General features: G+C 53.2%; 12 protein-coding genes. 3 read left to right on the forward strand and 9 right to left on the reverse strand.

The window, feature by feature from the left end; genetic code table 11:
* Positions 1 to 44: 44 nt before the first annotated feature.
* The 3 genes from E7745_RS06410 to E7745_RS06420 all read right to left on the reverse strand — a co-directional run bounded on the left by E7745_RS06410 (position 45) and on the right by E7745_RS06420 (position 3,460).
* Positions 45 to 1,136, reverse strand: coding sequence for an alpha/beta hydrolase (locus E7745_RS06410; protein ID WP_160631020.1), 1,092 nt, complete (start codon positions 1,134 to 1,136; stop codon positions 45 to 47).
* Between the two features lie 113 nt (positions 1,137 to 1,249).
* Positions 1,250 to 1,957, reverse strand: a complete 708-nt coding sequence (locus E7745_RS06415) for a response regulator transcription factor (RefSeq protein WP_123400548.1) — start codon at positions 1,955 to 1,957, stop codon at positions 1,250 to 1,252.
* Between the two features lie 6 nt (positions 1,958 to 1,963).
* Entirely contained in the window at positions 1,964 to 3,460 is a 1,497-nt protein-coding gene (locus E7745_RS06420) for a sensor histidine kinase KdpD (protein ID WP_107033006.1), read from the reverse strand.
* Between the two features lie 371 nt (positions 3,461 to 3,831).
* On the opposite strand from E7745_RS06420, the gene ahpC reads away from it, so the two are divergent.
* Entirely contained in the window at positions 3,832 to 4,398 is a 567-nt protein-coding gene (ahpC, locus tag E7745_RS06425) for an alkyl hydroperoxide reductase subunit C (RefSeq protein WP_107033007.1), read from the forward strand.
* A gap of 199 nt (positions 4,399 to 4,597) precedes the next feature.
* Here the strand turns inward: ahpC and E7745_RS06430 are convergent, their stop codons facing one another.
* The 6 genes from E7745_RS06430 to prfA form a co-directional block, all read right to left on the reverse strand.
* Entirely contained in the window at positions 4,598 to 6,055 is a 1,458-nt protein-coding gene (locus tag E7745_RS06430) for a hypothetical protein (protein WP_124075983.1), read from the reverse strand.
* Positions 6,056 to 6,141: 86 nt separating this feature from the next.
* Positions 6,142 to 6,702 (reverse strand): hypothetical protein, encoded by a 561-nt coding sequence (locus E7745_RS06435; protein ID WP_107033009.1) that lies wholly within the window; start codon positions 6,700 to 6,702, stop codon positions 6,142 to 6,144.
* Positions 6,703 to 6,952: 250 nt separating this feature from the next.
* A complete protein-coding gene (locus E7745_RS06440) occupies positions 6,953 to 8,863 on the reverse strand; it encodes a YgiQ family radical SAM protein (RefSeq protein WP_369809736.1) in 1,911 nt (636 codons plus the stop codon).
* A gap of 14 nt (positions 8,864 to 8,877) precedes the next feature.
* Positions 8,878 to 10,974 (reverse strand): excinuclease ABC subunit UvrB, encoded by a 2,097-nt coding sequence (gene uvrB / locus E7745_RS06445; RefSeq protein ID WP_124075981.1) that lies wholly within the window; start codon positions 10,972 to 10,974, stop codon positions 8,878 to 8,880.
* 80 nt (positions 10,975 to 11,054) lie between these two features.
* Positions 11,055 to 11,885, reverse strand: a complete 831-nt coding sequence (gene pyrF, locus E7745_RS06450) for an orotidine-5'-phosphate decarboxylase (RefSeq protein WP_124075980.1) — start codon at positions 11,883 to 11,885, stop codon at positions 11,055 to 11,057.
* 27 nt (positions 11,886 to 11,912) lie between these two features.
* Complete coding sequence (gene prfA / locus E7745_RS06455; protein WP_124075979.1) at positions 11,913 to 13,022, reverse strand: peptide chain release factor 1; 1,110 nt, start codon at positions 13,020 to 13,022, stop codon at positions 11,913 to 11,915.
* Between the two features lie 245 nt (positions 13,023 to 13,267).
* On the opposite strand from prfA, the gene thrA reads away from it, so the two are divergent.
* Together thrA and E7745_RS06465 are read left to right on the forward strand one after the other, a co-directional pair.
* Positions 13,268 to 15,700 carry a bifunctional aspartate kinase/homoserine dehydrogenase I gene (gene thrA / locus E7745_RS06460; RefSeq protein WP_124075978.1) on the forward strand — a complete coding sequence of 811 codons (2,433 nt, stop codon included), beginning with the start codon at positions 13,268 to 13,270 and terminating at the stop codon, positions 15,698 to 15,700.
* A gap of 17 nt (positions 15,701 to 15,717) precedes the next feature.
* Positions 15,718 to 16,974, forward strand: coding sequence for a cofactor-independent phosphoglycerate mutase (locus E7745_RS06465; protein WP_124075977.1), 1,257 nt, complete (start codon positions 15,718 to 15,720; stop codon positions 16,972 to 16,974).
* The last annotated feature ends 3 nt before the right edge of the window (positions 16,975 to 16,977 follow it).

Here is a 16,977-nt window from a genome sequence, read left to right on the forward strand (position 1 = left end):
GTTTTGCGGTAAAATGCAAGACCGGAGATTGTATTTAATCTTAATTAACTGTTTTGGTCTGGCTGATTCTGTGAGTCAGGAAGCGGGGAGGCGGGCGGAAGTGTGCGGTCGAGCCAGTTGAAAATATAGCGATATAGTGGCTCGCGTATTTGCGGTGCCGACAGCACGAGGTCATGCAGCCCTCCGATGACTTTGACACATGTGACGTCCGGTCCAAGTTCGCGCCCGAATTTCTTGATGTCGCTGACGTCAAGCACTCCGTCGGCGCGGTTGTGGGCCGGTATCCATTCCGAACCGCTGACGCTTTCCGAGGAGTAGAGCAGGAGGATTGGGATGCGGATGTCGGCATGTCCGTCGCGGAGCGCATGTTGTGCTTCCGTGATGGCGCGTACCCATCCGGCGGTGACGGGAGGCGACTGAATCAGTTTCCAGTCGGTGTTGTAGGTCCATTCTCCGTGATGTTCTTTGAGGAGGCTTTCGGCATAGGCTGTTGACGTGCCCTGTGAGATGGGGAAGTCGGGAAACAGTCTGCCGAGCATCCCGACGGCAGGGATGAGCCGTTCTTTCCATCCCTGGTTCCAGTCGAGGAAGGGGCTGTTCAGGATGAGCGCTTTGATGATTTCAGGGTGGCGGCGGCTTTCGAAATAGGCGGTGGTCAGGCCTCCGGTGGAATGGCCCATGAGTATGACTTCGCTGATGCCGTTGTGCTGCATTTCGACGAGTGCGGAGTCTATGTCGGGGAAATAGCTGGCCATGTCGCGTACGTCAAACGGTTTCTGTCCGGCGGTCAGCGAGCGTCCGTAGCGGCGCAGGTCCACGGCATAGAAGTCGTAGCCGTGGCCGACAAAACGGTTACCCATTTCCTGCTGAAAGAAGTAGTCGTTGAAGCCGTGGACATACAGCACTCCGCGGCGCACGTCAGAAGCCGTCGCGGCCGAGTCTCTGTGACAGACTTTGCGTATGATGGTTGAGATCACGGGGCCGGTGTAGTCTGATCCCTGGTCTACATGGCGCATCTCATAACCGTTGCCAAGCAAGTCTGGCTTCCATTTCTCAGATGTCTGTGCGTGGCTGCCTGCGCTGAAAATTGCAAGAGTCAGCAGTAGCAGCGTTGAAAATATTGTGCATTTTTTCATCGTTGTCATGGTCCGGGAGGTTGAAAATTCACCGGACCGGCGCCGTCATAGACTGCTGGCATCGGTCCGGTGATATCAGTGGTATCGAATCCGTTTTTCGGACGAGAATCGGATCAGTTTGAGGTTTCGAGTTCCGGGGCGATGAGCTTGTAGCCTTTGCCGTGGATGTTGATGATCTCGATCGAGGGATCGTCTTTGAGGTGCTTGCGCAGCTTGGTGATGTAGACGTCCATAGAGCGGGCGTTGAAATAGTTGTCATCGATCCAGATGGTCTTGAGTGCGAAGTTGCGTTCAAGGATTTCGTTGACATGTGCGCAGAGGAGGCTGAGGAGTTCCGACTCTTTGGTGGTGAGCTTGGTCACTTTGTCGTCGATCAGCAGCACCTGTTTCTGGGTGTCGAAAGTGAATTTGCCGATCTTGTACATTGTGATCTCCTTGCCCTTCTTGCCTTTGACGCGGCGCAGGATGGCTTCGATGCGGAAGACGAGCTCTTCCATCGAGAACGGTTTGGTGATATAGTCGTCGGCTCCGATCTTGAAGCCTTCGAGGATATCTTCCTTGATTGATTTTGCGGTCAGGAAGATGATGGGGACTTCAGAGTTTACGGTACGTATTTCCTGAGCGAGTGCGAAACCGTCTTTCTTGGGCATCATCACGTCAAGGACGCAAAGGTCATATTTACCTTTGAGGAATGCTTTGTAGCCGCTTTCCCCGTCGGCGAAGAGATCGGCGTTGAAGCCTTTGGCCTGCAGATACTCGCGGAGCAGCATGCCGAGGTTCTCGTCGTCTTCGCAAAGTAGTATGCGCAAACGTTCTTCCATAGTTCTTTAATTTTTAGTTATTGGTAATGTTATTGTAAATTTTGTTCCTACATTGAGTTCGCTCTCCACGCTGATTTCGCCGCCGAGCTCGCCGACCATCTTCTTGACATAGGCGAGGCCGAGGCCGAAGCCTTTGACGTCGTGGCGGTTGCCGGTGGAGACGCGATAAAATTTCTCGAAGATCTTTTTGAGGTCTTCGCGTTTCATGCCTATGCCGTTGTCGCGGATGGTGACTGCTATGCGCTCGTCGCCATGCTGGCTTACATTGCGGGTGCTGACGGTGAGTCGCAGCGGTTCTTCCTCGCGGCGATATTTGACGGCATTGTCGAGAAGGTTGAAAATCACGTTTGTGAAGTGCATTTCATCGACATTGACGGTCGACTCTTCGGCATCGAGCACGGCTTCGATCTTGCCGCCGTATTTCTCGACCTTGAGTTTGAAAGTGCTCGTGATGTTGGCTATAAGCACGTTGGCATCGACGTTCTGAAGGCGCAGGGTGGCTTTCTGGCGCTCGAACATCGACATCTGCAACACTTTCTCTACCTGGAACCTCAGGCGCTTGGTCTCGTCGTTGATCACGGTGGAGATATGGCTGAGCATGGCCGGCGATTTCAGCACGGCTCCGTCGTTGAGCATCTGTGCGGCGAGTGAGATGGTCGAGATCGGAGTCTTGAACTCGTGGGTCATGTTGTTGATGAAGTCGTTTTTCATTTCTGTCAGTTTCTTCTGGCGGAATGCAAGGATGATTGTGCAGAGGAAGGTGACAAGCAGAATGAATGTGAAGATGAACGATGGGATCATGAAGCGGATCGACCCGAAGATGTAGTCGCTCTTGGTCGGGAAATAGACTTTGAGGTAATACATTTTGTTTTTCGGATCGTTGGGGAAGAGGGTCTGAATGAACATCGAGTTCTCGTCACCCGGTGTCGGATGGTAGTTGGCCGAACGGTAGACGATTCCGCCGACGCGGTTGACCACGGCGAATTCAAACGGCAATGTCAGTCCGTTGTTGTCAAGTTCGGATCTAAGATATGATCTGACATCCGCCGAGTCGGCGCGCTCGCTGATAGGGCGGTTGCTCGACCGGGTGATGATGTTGAATATCACCTCGTCAAGCAGTCCTTTCTGATAGAGATATTTTCCGCGCATTATCTCGCGCATAGAGGCGGTGGTGTTGCGCTGGTCTATGTTTCCTTTGAGGGTGAGATCATAGTTGATGCCTTCGGGTGTGGTGAAGTTGTAGTTGATGCCCACCGATCCGTCAGCATTGGTGCGTGGATAGAACTGCGTCTCCATCGTGGCGAGGTCTTCTTCAAGGAAATGTTTGGTCTCGTCTTGTTCGAGGCGGGTGCTGACGGCATAGAGAGAGCGCTTGACCCCCTCGGCAAACTGGTCGTCACGCATTTTCTTCATGTTGTTCATGTACATGATCTGTACATAAAGCAGCCCGATGAAGGTCAGCGCCATTATGATGGTCAGAAACCATATAGTCGATTTTTTCATTCCTTGGTACTCTCTATTATATTAAGGTGGGCCTTGACGGTCACCTCGGTTTTAGTGGATACGCTTACAATGTTAACAACCGTAATGTATAATTGTTGTAAAAATTTTCAAATAAGACAAAAGTCAATTAACATTTTGCGTCAAAATTAACATAAAAATGTGAATTCCGCAATAGATATTCTTGGATTAATCGTGGAATTTATGATTTTTTTAGTCTGAAACAGACGTGGTTATTGAATGCCGGTGAACATTCGGCCTGCCGTGGCGTTATAAGATAGGTGTCTTTAGGAGGCTTGTATTGCCGATTCCATGAAGTCACCGCCAGACTTGAATCTACTCTAAAACAAACCGAATATATCTACTAAAAAACTATGCAGACAATCATCAATCAGCAAATACCCGAATTTTCAGTCGATGCATTTGTCAACGGCGATTTCAAAACCATAACATCAGAGGATCTGAAGGGCAAATGGGCCATTCTGTTCTTCTATCCGGCCGATTTTACATTTGTGTGTCCTACCGAACTTGTCGACATGGCTGAGTCCTACGATAAATTCAAGGAACTCGGTGCCGAAGTCTACAGTGTCAGTACCGACAGTAAGTTTACTCATAAGGCCTGGCATGATTCAAGCGATTCGATCAAGAAGGTCAAGTTCCCGATGCTTTCCGACAAGACCGGAGTGCTCAGCGAGTATTTCGGCGTGATGAATCCTGCCGATTTCATGGCCTACCGAGGCACATTCGTGATCAATCCCGAAGGTAAGATCAAGATTGCGGAGATCCAGGACAACGGCATAGGACGTAATGCCGAGGAACTTCTACGCAAGCTCGAAGCTGCGCAGTTTGTGGCCGAACATGGCGATCAGGTCTGTCCTGCCCGCTGGCGTCCGGGTCAGCAGACCCTCAAGCCCGGCATTGATCTCGTCGGCAAGATCTGAGCCGGATATCATTAAAAGGTTTTTAACGACCTCTAAAAATGAAAGGGCCACGCTGCTGTCATCGTCTTTTATGGGCGGTGTCAGTTGCGTGGCTCTTCCGTTTTGTCCGGAGTGTGAGTCTTCGGATGTGTGTGTTCAGTCGCTGTTGATGGAAAGACGTGAGGTTTAAGATGTTGAGTATGAGAATTTGATTGAATATTTATGACGTGGCATTGAGCTTTTGCAGGAATTCATCGCGGTCTATAATTGCCTCTGATGAGCTGATTCGTGTTATCAGTCGTGTCCGTTTGGTGTAAAACGATTTCAGCTTTATTCCAGTGAACATGCACACCGCTCGCGGAGAGAAGCCCGCATAGATCAGGACTATGAACCGGATGTCATCTTCTTTGAGCAGGGTGGCGCATTGACTGCGCAGGCGGCTGGCTATGGAGTCCATACACTCGTCGACCGAGGCCTCGATCTGACGTAGCTTGAGGGGCGTTTTAAGCCGTTCTATCTCTTTTTCGACCTCCTTTATGATGAAGGCGCGGGTCTTTTCCGAATCGCCTTTTTCGAAAAATTCGTTGCAGAGGAAATTGATGGTCTGCCAGCGCTCACGGAAGAGGTTTTCTATGCGCGTGGTAAGGACGGATGACGATGCATGTCCGCGTGCTATCTCGTTGCTCAGATTGGCGAGCGATTCCATATGCGCTTCGATTTCGGCATTTTTCACTTTCATGCGCAGGCGGTAGTAAGCATAGCCCGCGGCCACAATGACGATAAACAGCAGTGTGACACAGATGAGTATTGTCCGCAGGCTTGAAGCCCGCGAGTGTTGTTCGGTGGCGCGGTCTGACTGGAAATCGCGTTGGGCACCTACAACGGTCTCGGACGCTGTGGGCTGTCGGCCATAGAGCCGTTGTTCGCAAAGGCTGTCGGTGTAGCTTTTCCAAAGTTCCGGCTCTCCGGCATTTCTGTAACATTCGGCTGTGGCCCAGTCGATCAGCTTGTATTCCGATTCGGTTCTCGCTATCGCGCGAGCACTGTCGAGATAGAGGCCGTAGTCTGCCGGCTCTGTCTCGATCTCGGCGGCTATTTCGGGCATGGCGTGGCGATAGCGTTCGGCCTTGGCTTTCATAGTGCTTTTGCTGATGGCGAGATAGGCATAGTCTGCAGCTGTCGGAGTGAAGAAACGGCGGTATTGTTTCAGTTTGCGGCTGTCGAATTCCCGGAGACCGTCGAGCCTTGCAGTGATGCGCATTGATGCCCGCAGGCAGTTGGCTGTCAGAGCCGAATCGCTGCCGGCTATTGACCGGATGCTGTCCAGCAGAAACATTCCGAGGCGCAGGCTGTCGTTGTTGGCGTGGGCTATTGCCACATCCAACAGGGCATAGCGGTGTGCCCTGACGCTGTCGGCCTGTAGATAGTGGTCTGCTGCGTTGAGCCGATGCTCCACCACTTCATGTCCGCCGTAAGTCGCGGCTATTATGTCGGCAAGCAGGTCTTCGGCCTGCCCGCAAAGATAGTGGTCTCCATCTTCGCGGGCAAGTTCCAGAAGCTGCATCGCAGGCGTGACCGCCGCGCTGTATTCCCCTGCCCGATAGAGCGAGTCGGCAGACTCTATAAGTTCCTGCTTTTCACCACCAAGCCTATGAGAACATCCGACAAGGATGACCATTGTTAATAGACTCAGTAGTTTATGGAATAGCAACATAAATATGGGAAATGCAAATTGATATGTGTGCCAAATGGAGTTTATTTAGTCTATTTACGATCTCTGAGAGCAGGTGCATCGGGACGTTCGGAATGATTTTTATTCAGATATTTGTAATATTCATGTGTCCCGTTGCGTGCACTTTCAAATGCTTCTTCCATTAGACTATGATTGATTCTATAAATGGATGATTCAGTTCTTAATGCTATAATGCTGTCAGTGTGATTATTGGTCTGCTGAAAGGAGTCTAATGTCCTATCGTAGCATTCTGCCGAGATGCCGAGATGCAGGGCCTCTGCTTTGCTTAATTTTAGGATAAGATGTTCGTTTTCAACATAGCAATGTTTTAAAATGAGCATTCTTTCTTTCATTTGTGCACGGCCTTCGGGGGTTGATGCTAATTCGTGAAGCCTCTTTTGGTTGATTTCTGCAATTTGAGCGCGGCGTTTTTCCCAGTTTCTTTCAAATTCATCGGCTATGCGCGCTCTGTCGTTCGCTTCGATTGATTCCCGGATTTCGTTGGCCTGATCGTTTTCTTCCGATTGTGTGCAGGATGCCATTCCCGCCGAGAGCAGCAGGGAGAGGATGAGGTGGGTGAGTGTCGCTTTCATGTGATAATGTTTTTGGAGAGGTTAGACATGTGGCGGAATTCGGTCTGCAGCCTCGATCCCGACAATGCAAAGATACGACACGAATTGTGGTTTATGCAAATTTCGAGGGGGTCTGAATATTCTTCAGCCTGTTTTGTCGGGTGTTGAAAATCAGTGCGTTAGTCTGCGTTTTGTCGACGCGATTTTCTTCACCTCTCCGAAAGGGCTTTTTTCGCCCCGGAATCGGGAAGGAAAAAGCAGTCGGTCGGGCCTAATTTCTTTTTGATTTCTGATAGGGATAGGTGGCCTGGCGAGGGAATAGGCGCTGGAGCAGATCGGGACGCCGCAGGCGCTGAAGAGAGCGGATGAGGTCTGGCCGGTAGGCGCGGTCATACCAGAAGAAATATTTTCGCTGTGCCTGCTTTTGCTCAGGGCTGACGGCTGTGAATACTCTTTCGCCTGTGTAAGGATGATAGCCGGTATAGTAGATCTCGGTCGAGAGGGTCATCGGGGTAGGGGTGAAGTCCTGAATCTGTTCGAGATGCAGATTGAGTTCTTTGGTCTCGGCGGCAAGCTCGGCCATGTCGACTTCGCGGCATCCGGGATGGGAGGATATGAAGTAGGGGATCAGCTGCTGTCGGAGCCCGTGGCGCGAGTTTACGCGGTCAAAGAAGCGGCTGAATTCATGATAGAGCTGGAAAGAGGGCTTGCGCATAAGGTTGAGCACAGTGTCGGAGGTGTGTTCCGGCGCCACTTTCAGACGTCCGGAGACGTGGCGGGTGATCAGCTCTTCATTATATGTGCGGTTTGTCTCGTCTATGCGGCGGTCGCCAGTGTGGTGCATGGAAAGATCATAGCGCACGCCGCTGCCGATGAATGATTTCTTTATGCCCGGCAAGCTGTCTATGGCATGGTAGAGGTCGAGCAGCGGCCCGTGGTCGGTGTTGAGGTTCGGGCAGACTTTGGGGTGCAGACACGAGGGCTTCAGACACTTGGCGCAGATGCTTTTGTCTTTGCCACCGAGGCCATACATGTTGGCGCTCGGACCGCCGATGTCGCTCAGATAGCCTTTGAAGTCGGGCATACGGGTGACTTCGCGGGCTTCGCGGAGCACAGACTCCTTGCTTCGTGAGGCTATGAACTTGCCCTGATGGGCTGAGATGGTGCAGAACGAACATCCGCCGAAACATCCGCGGTGGATGTTGACCGAATGGCGTATCATCTCATAGGCCGGAATGCGCTTGTCCTTGTAGCGCGGGTGGGGCAGGCGGGTGTAGGGGAGATCAAACGATGCGTCGATCTCTCCGGTGGTCATTGGCGGATACATCGGGTTGACTTTCACCCAGAAGCCGCCGTCGTGGCGCTGCCAGAGCACACGTCCGTTCATCGAATTGCTCTGCTGCTCGATGTGGCGGAAGTTTTCGGCCTGCAGGCGCTTGTCGCGCAGGCAGTCGGCAAAGGAGTGGAGTATTATGTCATCATCGCCTGCCCGGAAATCGGCATCGGGGATGCGGACCACTGTCTGCGGCAGATCGCGGAGCGAGTCCACGCTCTCTCCGGCTTCCAGACGGCGGGCTATCTCTATGACTGACTTTTCGCCCATGCCATAGTTTATGAGATCGGCCTTGCAGTCGGCGAGCAGCGACGGGCGCAGGCGGTCTTCCCAGTAGTCATAGTGTGAAAGCCGGCGCATCGACGCCTCGATGCCTCCGGCTATTATGGGGGTGTCGGGGAAGAGGTCGCGGAGGATTGCCGAGTAGACTATGGTCGGATAGTCGGGGCGGGCACCGTGGCGTCCGCCGGGAGTATATGCGTCGTCGCTGCGTCTGCGGCGGGCGGCGGTGTAGTGGTTGACCATCGAATCCATTGCTCCGGCCGATACACCGAAGAATAGACGCGGAGCGCCGAATTTACGGAAATCGCGCAGATCGTCCTGCCAGTTGGGCTGGGGGACAAGCGCCACATTGTAGCCGGCGGCCTGGAGCGTGCGCCCTATGACTGCGGCCCCGAAAGAAGGGTGGTCTACGTAGGCATCGCCTGAGAAGATGACCACATCGACGTGGTCCCAGCCGAGAGCCTTCATTTCCTTGACCGAGGTGGGCAGATAGCGGTCGGCGGAGGGATATATCATTCGCTGCTGTGAAGCAGCTGCGGTTTTTATGTTTTTTTTCTGTTCGTTCATTTTGATTCTTCCTTCTACGGTTCAGCTGACATTTTTGCAAGGCGCTCCTCCATAGCGAGGACCTCGTCGCGCAGGCGGGCGGCATCGATGAAGTCCATGCGTCTGGCAGCCTCGACCATTTCGAGACGCTTGGTGGTGATGAGCTTCTGCAGCGCATCGGCGTTGAGGTAGGGGATTACCGGATCGGCAGCGAGATTGACCTTTGTGCTGTATTCCTCGGCATAGGGTATGGATTTTGCCCGTCCGGTCTTTGATGTGCTTTCCCGGCGTGACGGCTGCTTGCCGCGGCTGCTGTCAGCTGTTTCGTCGGCATCGGCTTCAAGGCCGATGATCGAGTTGCGGGCTTTGATGATGGCCTGCGGGGTTATGCCGTGCTCTTCATTGTAGGCAAGCTGCATTGCGCGGCGGCGCGACGTCTCGTCGATGGTCTGCTGCATGGAGTCGGTAATCTTGTCGGCATACATTATGACAGTGCCGTTGAGGTTTCGGGCCGCACGTCCGACAGTCTGCGTCAGAGATCTGTGGCTGCGCAGGAAGCCTTCCTTGTCGGCATCGAGTATGGCCACAAGCGATACTTCCGGCAGGTCGAGGCCTTCGCGGAGGAGGTTCACGCCGACAAGCACATCGAATTCGCCGGCCCGCAGCCCGTCGAGAATCCTGATGCGGTCAAGGGTGTCGACATCGCTGTGGATGTAGGCTGTCTTTATGCGGATCTTTGTCAGATAGTCGTTCAGCTCCTCGGCCATGCGCTTGGTCAGGGTGGTGACCAACACGCGTTCGTCACGCTCGATGCGCAGATTTATCTCATGGAGAAGGTCGTCGATCTGGTTGAGTGACGGGCGCACTTCTATCACGGGGTCGAGCAGACCGGTGGGGCGGATGATCTGTTCCACTACCACGCCTTCGCATTTCTCCAGCTCATAGTCGGCCGGCGTTGCGCTGACGTAGAGCACCTGAGGAGTCAGGCGTTCGAATTCCTCGAATTTCAGCGGACGGTTGTCAAGCGCCGCAGGCAGACGGAAGCCATATTCCACAAGATTCATCTTGCGCGAGAGGTCGCCGCCATACATGGCGCGGCATTGCGGCAGAGTGACGTGGCTCTCGTCAATGATGGTCAGAAAGTCCTGGGGGAAATAGTCGAGGAGACAGAAGGGACGCATGCCCGGCTGACGGCCGTCGAAGTAGCGGCTGTAGTTTTCGATTCCTGAACAGTGGCCCACTTCGCGCAGCATCTCGACGTCGTAGGTGACACGTTCCATCAGACGTTTGGCTTCAAGTTCCTTGGCCTCGCGCATGAAGTAGTTGTATTGCTCGCCGAGGTCAAGTTCGATCTGACCTATTGCCGAGCCCATGCGTTCGGGCGATGTGACAAAGAGATTGGCGGGGTAGATCTGGAATATGTCGTGAGTGCCGAGCGAGACATTGTCAGACGGGTGGAGGGTCTTGATCGACTCGATCTCATCGCCCCAGAAGGTGACGCGCACAATAATTTCTTCATAAGCGAGCCGAATGTCAACGGTGTCGCCTTTGACACGGAATGTGCCACGCGACAGTTCCAGCTCGTTGCGCGAGTAGAGCGAATTGACGAGCGACCGCAGGAATTTGTTGCGTGTGATTTTCTGTCCGACTTTCACAGTCACCACATTGCTGTCGAAGTCTTCGGGGTTGCCCATGCCGTAGAGGCATGACACTGAAGAGACCACAACCACGTCCTTGCGCCCTGACAGGAGTGCCGAGACGGTCGACAGTCGCAGTTTTTCGATCTCGTCGTTGATCATGAGATCTTTTTCTATGTATTTGTCGACAGTGGGTATATAGGCCTCCGGCTGATAGTAATCGTAGTAGGAGACAAAATACTGCACCGAGTTGTTCGGGAAGAATCCTTTGAACTCGCTGTAAAGCTGTGCGGCGAGAGTCTTGTTGTGGCTGAGGATGAGGGTCGGCTTTCCAACCTGCTCGATGACGTTGGCCATCGTGAATGTTTTGCCTGAGCCTGTGACACCGAGAAGCGTCTGGGCTTTCTCACCCGCCCTGATGCCTGCCACGAGCTGTTCGATTGCTTGCGGCTGGTCGCCCGTGGGCTGATATTGTGATGTAAGCTGGAAATCCATGATAAAGGGAATTTTTCGTAACTTACAAAATTACGAAAAATTCCCTTTATATGCAATAAGCTGCCTGTTTTCGGCCCGGATCAGATTACTCCGTAGGTCGAGAGCAGGATTGTCATGTGGTCGCGGAGCTTGCGGGCTTCGGCGGCGGCGGCATCAGCGAAATCTGTGCCTGAAGAGGCATAGATGATGCCGCGCGAAGAGTTGACGAGCAGTCCGCATTCGGGTGTCATGCCCCATTTTGCCACTTCTTCAAGGCTGCCGCCCTGGGCGCCTACGCCGGGAACGAGCAGGAAGCTCTGGGGTGCTACACGGCGCACTTCGGCAAACATTGCGCCCTGAGTTGCACCGACCACGAACATGAGATTCTCAGTGGTACCCCATTTCTGGGCGGTCTCCAGAACGTGTTCGAAGAGGCGTGTGCCTGTCATGTCGGTCAGGAACTGGAAGTCGCGGCTGCCGGGGTTGGAGGTCAGGGCAAGGAGGATCACCCACTTGCCTTCGTAGTCCATGAATGGCTTCACGCTGTCAAATCCCATGTAGGGAGCCACCGTGATGGCATCTACACCCATGTTCTCGAAAAATGCGCGGGCATAGAGCGAGGAGGTGTTGCCGATGTCACCGCGCTTGGCGTCGGCGATGATGAAGTGGTCCGGATAATTGGTGCGCAGGTAGTTGACGGTGCGTTCCAGGGTCTGCCAGCCTTCTGTGCCACGGCTTTCATAGAAAGCGGTATTGGGCTTGTAGGCTACGCAGTAGGGGGCGGTAGCGTCAATAATGGCCTTGTTGAAGGCGAACATCGGGTCTTCCTCCGTCAGAAGATGCTCCGGGATTTTCTTGATGTCAGTGTCGAGTCCAACGCAGAGAAAGGTGCCCTTCTTGCGGATTTGTTCGATGATTTGCTGTCTGTTCATATTTTTGATAGCTTGTTTTGTTTGCGGTTAGAGTTCGGCAGCCTTGAGTTTTTCGGCGTTTTCGGCTATGGTCAGCTGGTCGATCACATCCTGGATCTCCCCGTCCATGAAAGCCTGCAGGTTATAGATGGTGTAGTTGATACGGTGGTCGGTGATGCGTCCCTGCGGGTAGTTGTAGGTGCGGATTTTGGCCGATCGGTCGCCGGTCGAGACGAGGGTTTTGCGCCGTGAGGCTATGTCGTCAATGTATTTCTGGTGCTCTTTGTCGTAGATGAATGTGCGCAGGCGGCTGAGTGCGCGCTCCTTGTTCTTGGGCTGGTCGCGGGTTTCGGTACATTCGATCAGAATCTCTTCGCTCTCGCCGGTATTTGGGTTGCGCCACATGTAGCGCAGGCGCACACCTGATTCGACCTTGTTGACGTTCTGTCCGCCTGCTCCGCCCGAACGGAAGGTGTCCCATTTGATCTCGCCCTCGTTGATTTCCACATCGAAGGCCTCTGCTTCGGGTAGCACAGCTACAGTGGCGGCCGATGTGTGGACACGTCCCTGGGTCTCGGTTGCCGGAACTCGCTGCACACGGTGCACACCGCTCTCGTATTTCAGTGTGCCGTAAACGTTGTCGCCTGTGACTGCAACCACAATCTCCTTGAATCCTCCGGCAGCCCCTTCGCTGAAACTGGTGACAGCCACATTCCAGCCTTTTGACTCGCAGTATTTGACATACATCTTGTAAAGATCACCGGCAAAGATGGCGGCTTCGTCGCCTCCGGTGCCGCCGCGGATTTCGAGAATGGCATTCTTGCCGTCCTCCGGATCGGCCGGAATCAGCAGCAGTTTTATTTCTTCCTCAATGGCCGGTATGGCCTCGGTGGCTTCGTCAAGCTCCTCTTTGGCCATGTCGCGGAGCTCAGGGTCATTTTCAGACGCAAGCACCTCGCGGGCTTCGTCGATGTTGCCTAAAAGCGCGCGGTAACGGCGTGTCACAGCCGTGAGTTTTTCAAGATCCTTATACTCTTTGGTCAGGCGGACATAGCGTTTCATGTCCTGGATCACAGCGGGGTCTGTGATCAGAGTTCCCACTTCCTCGAAGCGGGCCTCGATGCCGTCCAGCCGGGTCAAAAGGGAATTTTCAGCCATATATCAAATGCTTTTGACTGCAAAGGTACGAAAAAATGCCGAAAAGCCCGCAGCGAAACAAATCGTGAAACAAATCGATACGATCTATTTTATTTTATTGCAAAACTGTGGTGGAGAATTGGAAATTTGATTATCTTTGTCATTTGAATAAAAACTAATCCTAATTTTGAGCAAAGCCGATGGCTGACGATCCGTTTGTCTGGATGTGGTCACCGGCGGAAACCATTCAACCACACATTATTATAATGAAAGTATTAAAATTCGGCGGGACATCCGTAGGTTCCGCGAACAGTATTCTTAATCTGAAGAATATTGTTGAAAGTCAGGATTTCCCGGTTGTTGTAGTAGTGAGCGCCCTTGGAGGTGTCACAGATCTTCTCATCAAGACGGCAAGAACAGCGTCAGAAGGCAATGAGGCCTATAAGGATATGTTTCAGGCCATAGTCCGCCGTCATCATGACATGATCAATGATGTGATAACAGACGGACGGGAGGATCTTCTTCTGGAAACAGATGCGTTGCTTGCAGAGCTTTCATCGATATATCATGGGGTGTATCTCATCCGTGATCTCAGCCCCAAGACTCAGGCTACCATAGTCAGCTATGGCGAGCGGCTGAGCAGCCGTATTGTGGCACGCCTGATCACAGACGCAGAGCTGCACGATTCACGGACTTTTATAAAGACAGAGCGCAAGCATGGCCGTTCGCTGCTTGACAGTGAGCTGACACGCAGACTTGTGGTTGAGGAATTCGGACCGAAAACGCTTTGCGGGAAAATACACATAGTGCCGGGTTTCATCAGTTCGGATCGCGATTCAGGCGAAGTGACAAATCTCGGTCGAGGCGGCAGTGATTACACGGCTTCGATCATAGCGGCGGCGCTTGGTGCGGAAGCTCTTGAGATATGGACCGACGTTGACGGATTCATGACCGCAGACCCGCGTGTCATTCCGACGGCCTACACAATCAACGCGCTCAGCTATGTCGAGGCTATGGAACTTTGCAACTTCGGCGCGAAGGTGATCTATCCGCCTACCATATATCCGGTTTGTGTCAACAATATTCCCATCTATGTAAAGAACACGTTCAATCCGCTGCTTCCGGGCACCGTTATCCGCAATGAGATAGAGGATGACCGCAAGCCGATCAAGGGTATATCAAGCATCAGCGGCACCTCGCTCATAACCGTGACAGGTCTGTCGATGGTCGGTGTGATCGGTGTGAACCGCCGCATCTTCACAGCTCTGGCCGACAATGGCATCTCAGTCTTCATGGTCAGCCAGGCTTCATCTGAAAACTCGACTTCGATCGGTGTGCGTGACGAGGATGCCGCTGCCGCCGTAGAGGTTCTTGATAATGAGTTTGCCAAGGAGATCGAAGAGGGGGCCATGTTCCCTATGCACGTTGAAAGCGGTCTGGCTACAGTGGCGATTGTGGGTGAGAACATGAAGCATACTCCAGGTATAGCCGGCAAGCTGTTCGGCACTCTGGGTCGCAGCGGCATCAGCGTAATTGCCTGCGCACAGGGCGCCAGCGAGACAAACATCTCGTTTGTGGTTCATGGAGACTATCTGCGCAAGTCGCTCAACGTGATTCATGACTCATTCTTCCTGAGTGAATACAAGGAACTCAACCTCTTTATATGCGGTGTCGGCACTGTAGGCGGTATGCTGATAGAGCAGATCCGCAGCCAGCAGGAAAAACTTATGCAGACCCACCGTCTGAAACTCAATGTGGTCGGAATCGCCTCAAGTCATAAGGCTGTGTTCAGCCGCGCAGGCATTGATCTGGCAACCTATAGAGAACAGCTTGACGCAAGTCCCGAAAGTTCGTCCGAACGTCTGCGCGACGGAGTTGTGGGTATGAATATCTTCAACAGCGTCTTCGTAGACTGCACCGCAAGCAAGGAGGTGGCCGAACTTTATCAGACATTCCTTGACAACAACATCTCGGTTGTCGCGGCCAACAAGGTTGCGGCATCGAGCAGTTATGAGACTTACCGCAGGCTGAAATCCACAGCTCTTCAGCGCGGTGTGAAATATCTTTTCGAAACGAACGTTGGAGCGGGTTTGCCTATTATCGGTACCATCAACGACCTCGTTTCGTCAGGCGACCGCATTCTGAAAATCGAGGCAGTGCTGAGCGGAACACTCAACTTTATCTTCAATGCCATTTCAGATAAGGTTTCTTTCTCCGAAACAGTGCGTCTGGCCAAAGAACTCGGCTACAGCGAGCCTGATCCGCGTATAGATCTCAGCGGTCAGGACGTGGTGCGCAAGCTGGTGATCCTTACCCGTGAAGCCGGCTACAAGGCTGAGCAGGACGAAGTGGAAAAGCACCTTTTTGTGCCTGACGAGATGTTCATTGGATCGCTTGAAGACTTCTGGAAGAAACTGCCTGAGCTTGATGCCGATTTCGAGGCGCGCCGTCAGGTGCTCGCGGCTGAAGGCAAGCGCTGGAGGTTTGTGGCGAAGATGGAAAACGGAGAGATGAGCGTAGGCCTGCAAGCCGTTGACAGCAGACATCCGTTCTACGGTCTTGAAGGTTCCAACAATATAGTTCTGCTCACCACCGAGCGCTATCATGAATATCCGATGCTCATCCAGGGTTACGGAGCCGGAGCCGAGGTGACAGCGGCAGGCGTGTTTGCCAACATAATGTCAACCGCCAACAACTGATTTCTCATCCTCTCCCTATGAAGCATCTTATCATACTCGGTGACGGGATGTCAGACCATCCCATCGCCCGGTTTGGTGGAAAAACACCTCTCCAACAGGCTTCGACTCCCAATCTTGACCGTCTGGCCCATGAAGGCCGTTGTGGACGGCTTGTGACCATTCCTGACGGCTTTGCTCCAGGCAGCGAAGTGGCGAACACCGCCATCCTCGGCTACGATCTTAATGAAGTCTATGAAGGGCGCGGGCCTCTCGAAGCCGCGAGCATAGGCTATGAAATGGAACCCGGTGACATGGCTATGCGGTGCAATATCGTCAGTCTCGGCCGGGGCGGAGAAATCTGCGCTCATCATGGCGGACATCTGACCACCGAAGAGGGCGCGGAACTCATATGCTATCTTGACCGGCATCTCGGCAGTGAGCGGGTGAAGTTTATCCCCGGCATACAGTATCGTCATCTCCTTATTATAAAAGGTGGCAACAAGAATATCGAATGTGCGCCTCCGCATGATCATCCGGGAGAACAGTGGCGCGAACTGCTGGTCAGTCCGGTGGCAGAAAGCGGTGAAACCAATGTTGAGAACAGCCGCATGACCGCTGAGGAGACTGCCGCTCTTCTCAACGATCTGATACTGCGGTCGCAGGAACTTCTTGCAGACCATCCGCTCAATCAGCGCCACCGCGAGCAGGGCCGTCTGGAAGCCAATTCCATATGGCCCTGGAGTCCGGGCTACAGGCCGAATATGCTGACTCTTCAGCAGATGTATCCTCAGATCCGGACAGGAGCTGTCATCACGGCGGTCGACCTCATCCGTGGCATCGGGCATTATGCCGGACTCAGGAGCATAGTGGTCGAGGGAGCCACAGGCCTTGCCGACACCAATTATGAAGGGAAGACCGCAGCTGCCCTTGAGGCCCTGCGCAGCGATGATTTTGTGTTTCTTCACCTCGAAGCAACCGATGAAGCAGGCCATGACGGCGATGTGGATCTTAAAGTGAAAGCTATAGAATATCTTGACAGCCGGGTTGTCGGCCCGATCATGCAGGGACTTGCATCATGGAATGAGCAGGTCTGCATAGCCTTGCTCCCGGACCATGCGACGCCCGTCGAAAAACGCATTCACATGGCAGAGCCTGTGCCGTTTGTAATCCATACGCCCGGAGCCGAGCCTGACAGCGTCGACCGTTACGATGAAGAAAGCTGCGCGTCAGGCTGCTATGGCCTTTTGCGGCTCAGTGAATTTATGGACCGATTCATGAACCCAGAAAATCAATAATTG

The sequence above is a fragment of the Duncaniella sp. C9 genome (assembly GCF_004803935.1).
Classification (GTDB): domain Bacteria; phylum Bacteroidota; class Bacteroidia; order Bacteroidales; family Muribaculaceae; genus Duncaniella; species Duncaniella muris.

What these genes read in the sequence shown, in the direction of transcription:
- E7745_RS06410 (WP_160631020.1), bottom strand. Translation starts at nt 1,136, where the DNA reads ATGAAAAAATGCACAATATTTTCAACGCTGCTACTGCTGACTCTTGCA.
- E7745_RS06415 (WP_123400548.1), bottom strand. Translation starts at nt 1,957, where the DNA reads ATGGAAGAACGTTTGCGCATACTACTTTGCGAAGACGACGAGAACCTC.
- E7745_RS06420 (WP_107033006.1), bottom strand. Translation starts at nt 3,460, where the DNA reads ATGAAAAAATCGACTATATGGTTTCTGACCATCATAATGGCGCTGACC.
- ahpC (WP_107033007.1), top strand. Translation starts at nt 3,832, where the DNA reads ATGCAGACAATCATCAATCAGCAAATACCCGAATTTTCAGTCGATGCA.
- E7745_RS06430 (WP_124075983.1), bottom strand. Translation starts at nt 6,055, where the DNA reads ATGGTCATCCTTGTCGGATGTTCTCATAGGCTTGGTGGTGAAAAGCAG.
- E7745_RS06435 (WP_107033009.1), bottom strand. Translation starts at nt 6,702, where the DNA reads ATGAAAGCGACACTCACCCACCTCATCCTCTCCCTGCTGCTCTCGGCG.
- E7745_RS06440 (WP_369809736.1), bottom strand. Translation starts at nt 8,863, where the DNA reads ATGAACGAACAGAAAAAAAACATAAAAACCGCAGCTGCTTCACAGCAG.
- uvrB (WP_124075981.1), bottom strand. Translation starts at nt 10,974, where the DNA reads ATGGATTTCCAGCTTACATCACAATATCAGCCCACGGGCGACCAGCCG.
- pyrF (WP_124075980.1), bottom strand. Translation starts at nt 11,885, where the DNA reads ATGAACAGACAGCAAATCATCGAACAAATCCGCAAGAAGGGCACCTTT.
- prfA (WP_124075979.1), bottom strand. Translation starts at nt 13,022, where the DNA reads ATGGCTGAAAATTCCCTTTTGACCCGGCTGGACGGCATCGAGGCCCGC.
- thrA (WP_124075978.1), top strand. Translation starts at nt 13,268, where the DNA reads ATGAAAGTATTAAAATTCGGCGGGACATCCGTAGGTTCCGCGAACAGT.
- E7745_RS06465 (WP_124075977.1), top strand. Translation starts at nt 15,718, where the DNA reads ATGAAGCATCTTATCATACTCGGTGACGGGATGTCAGACCATCCCATC.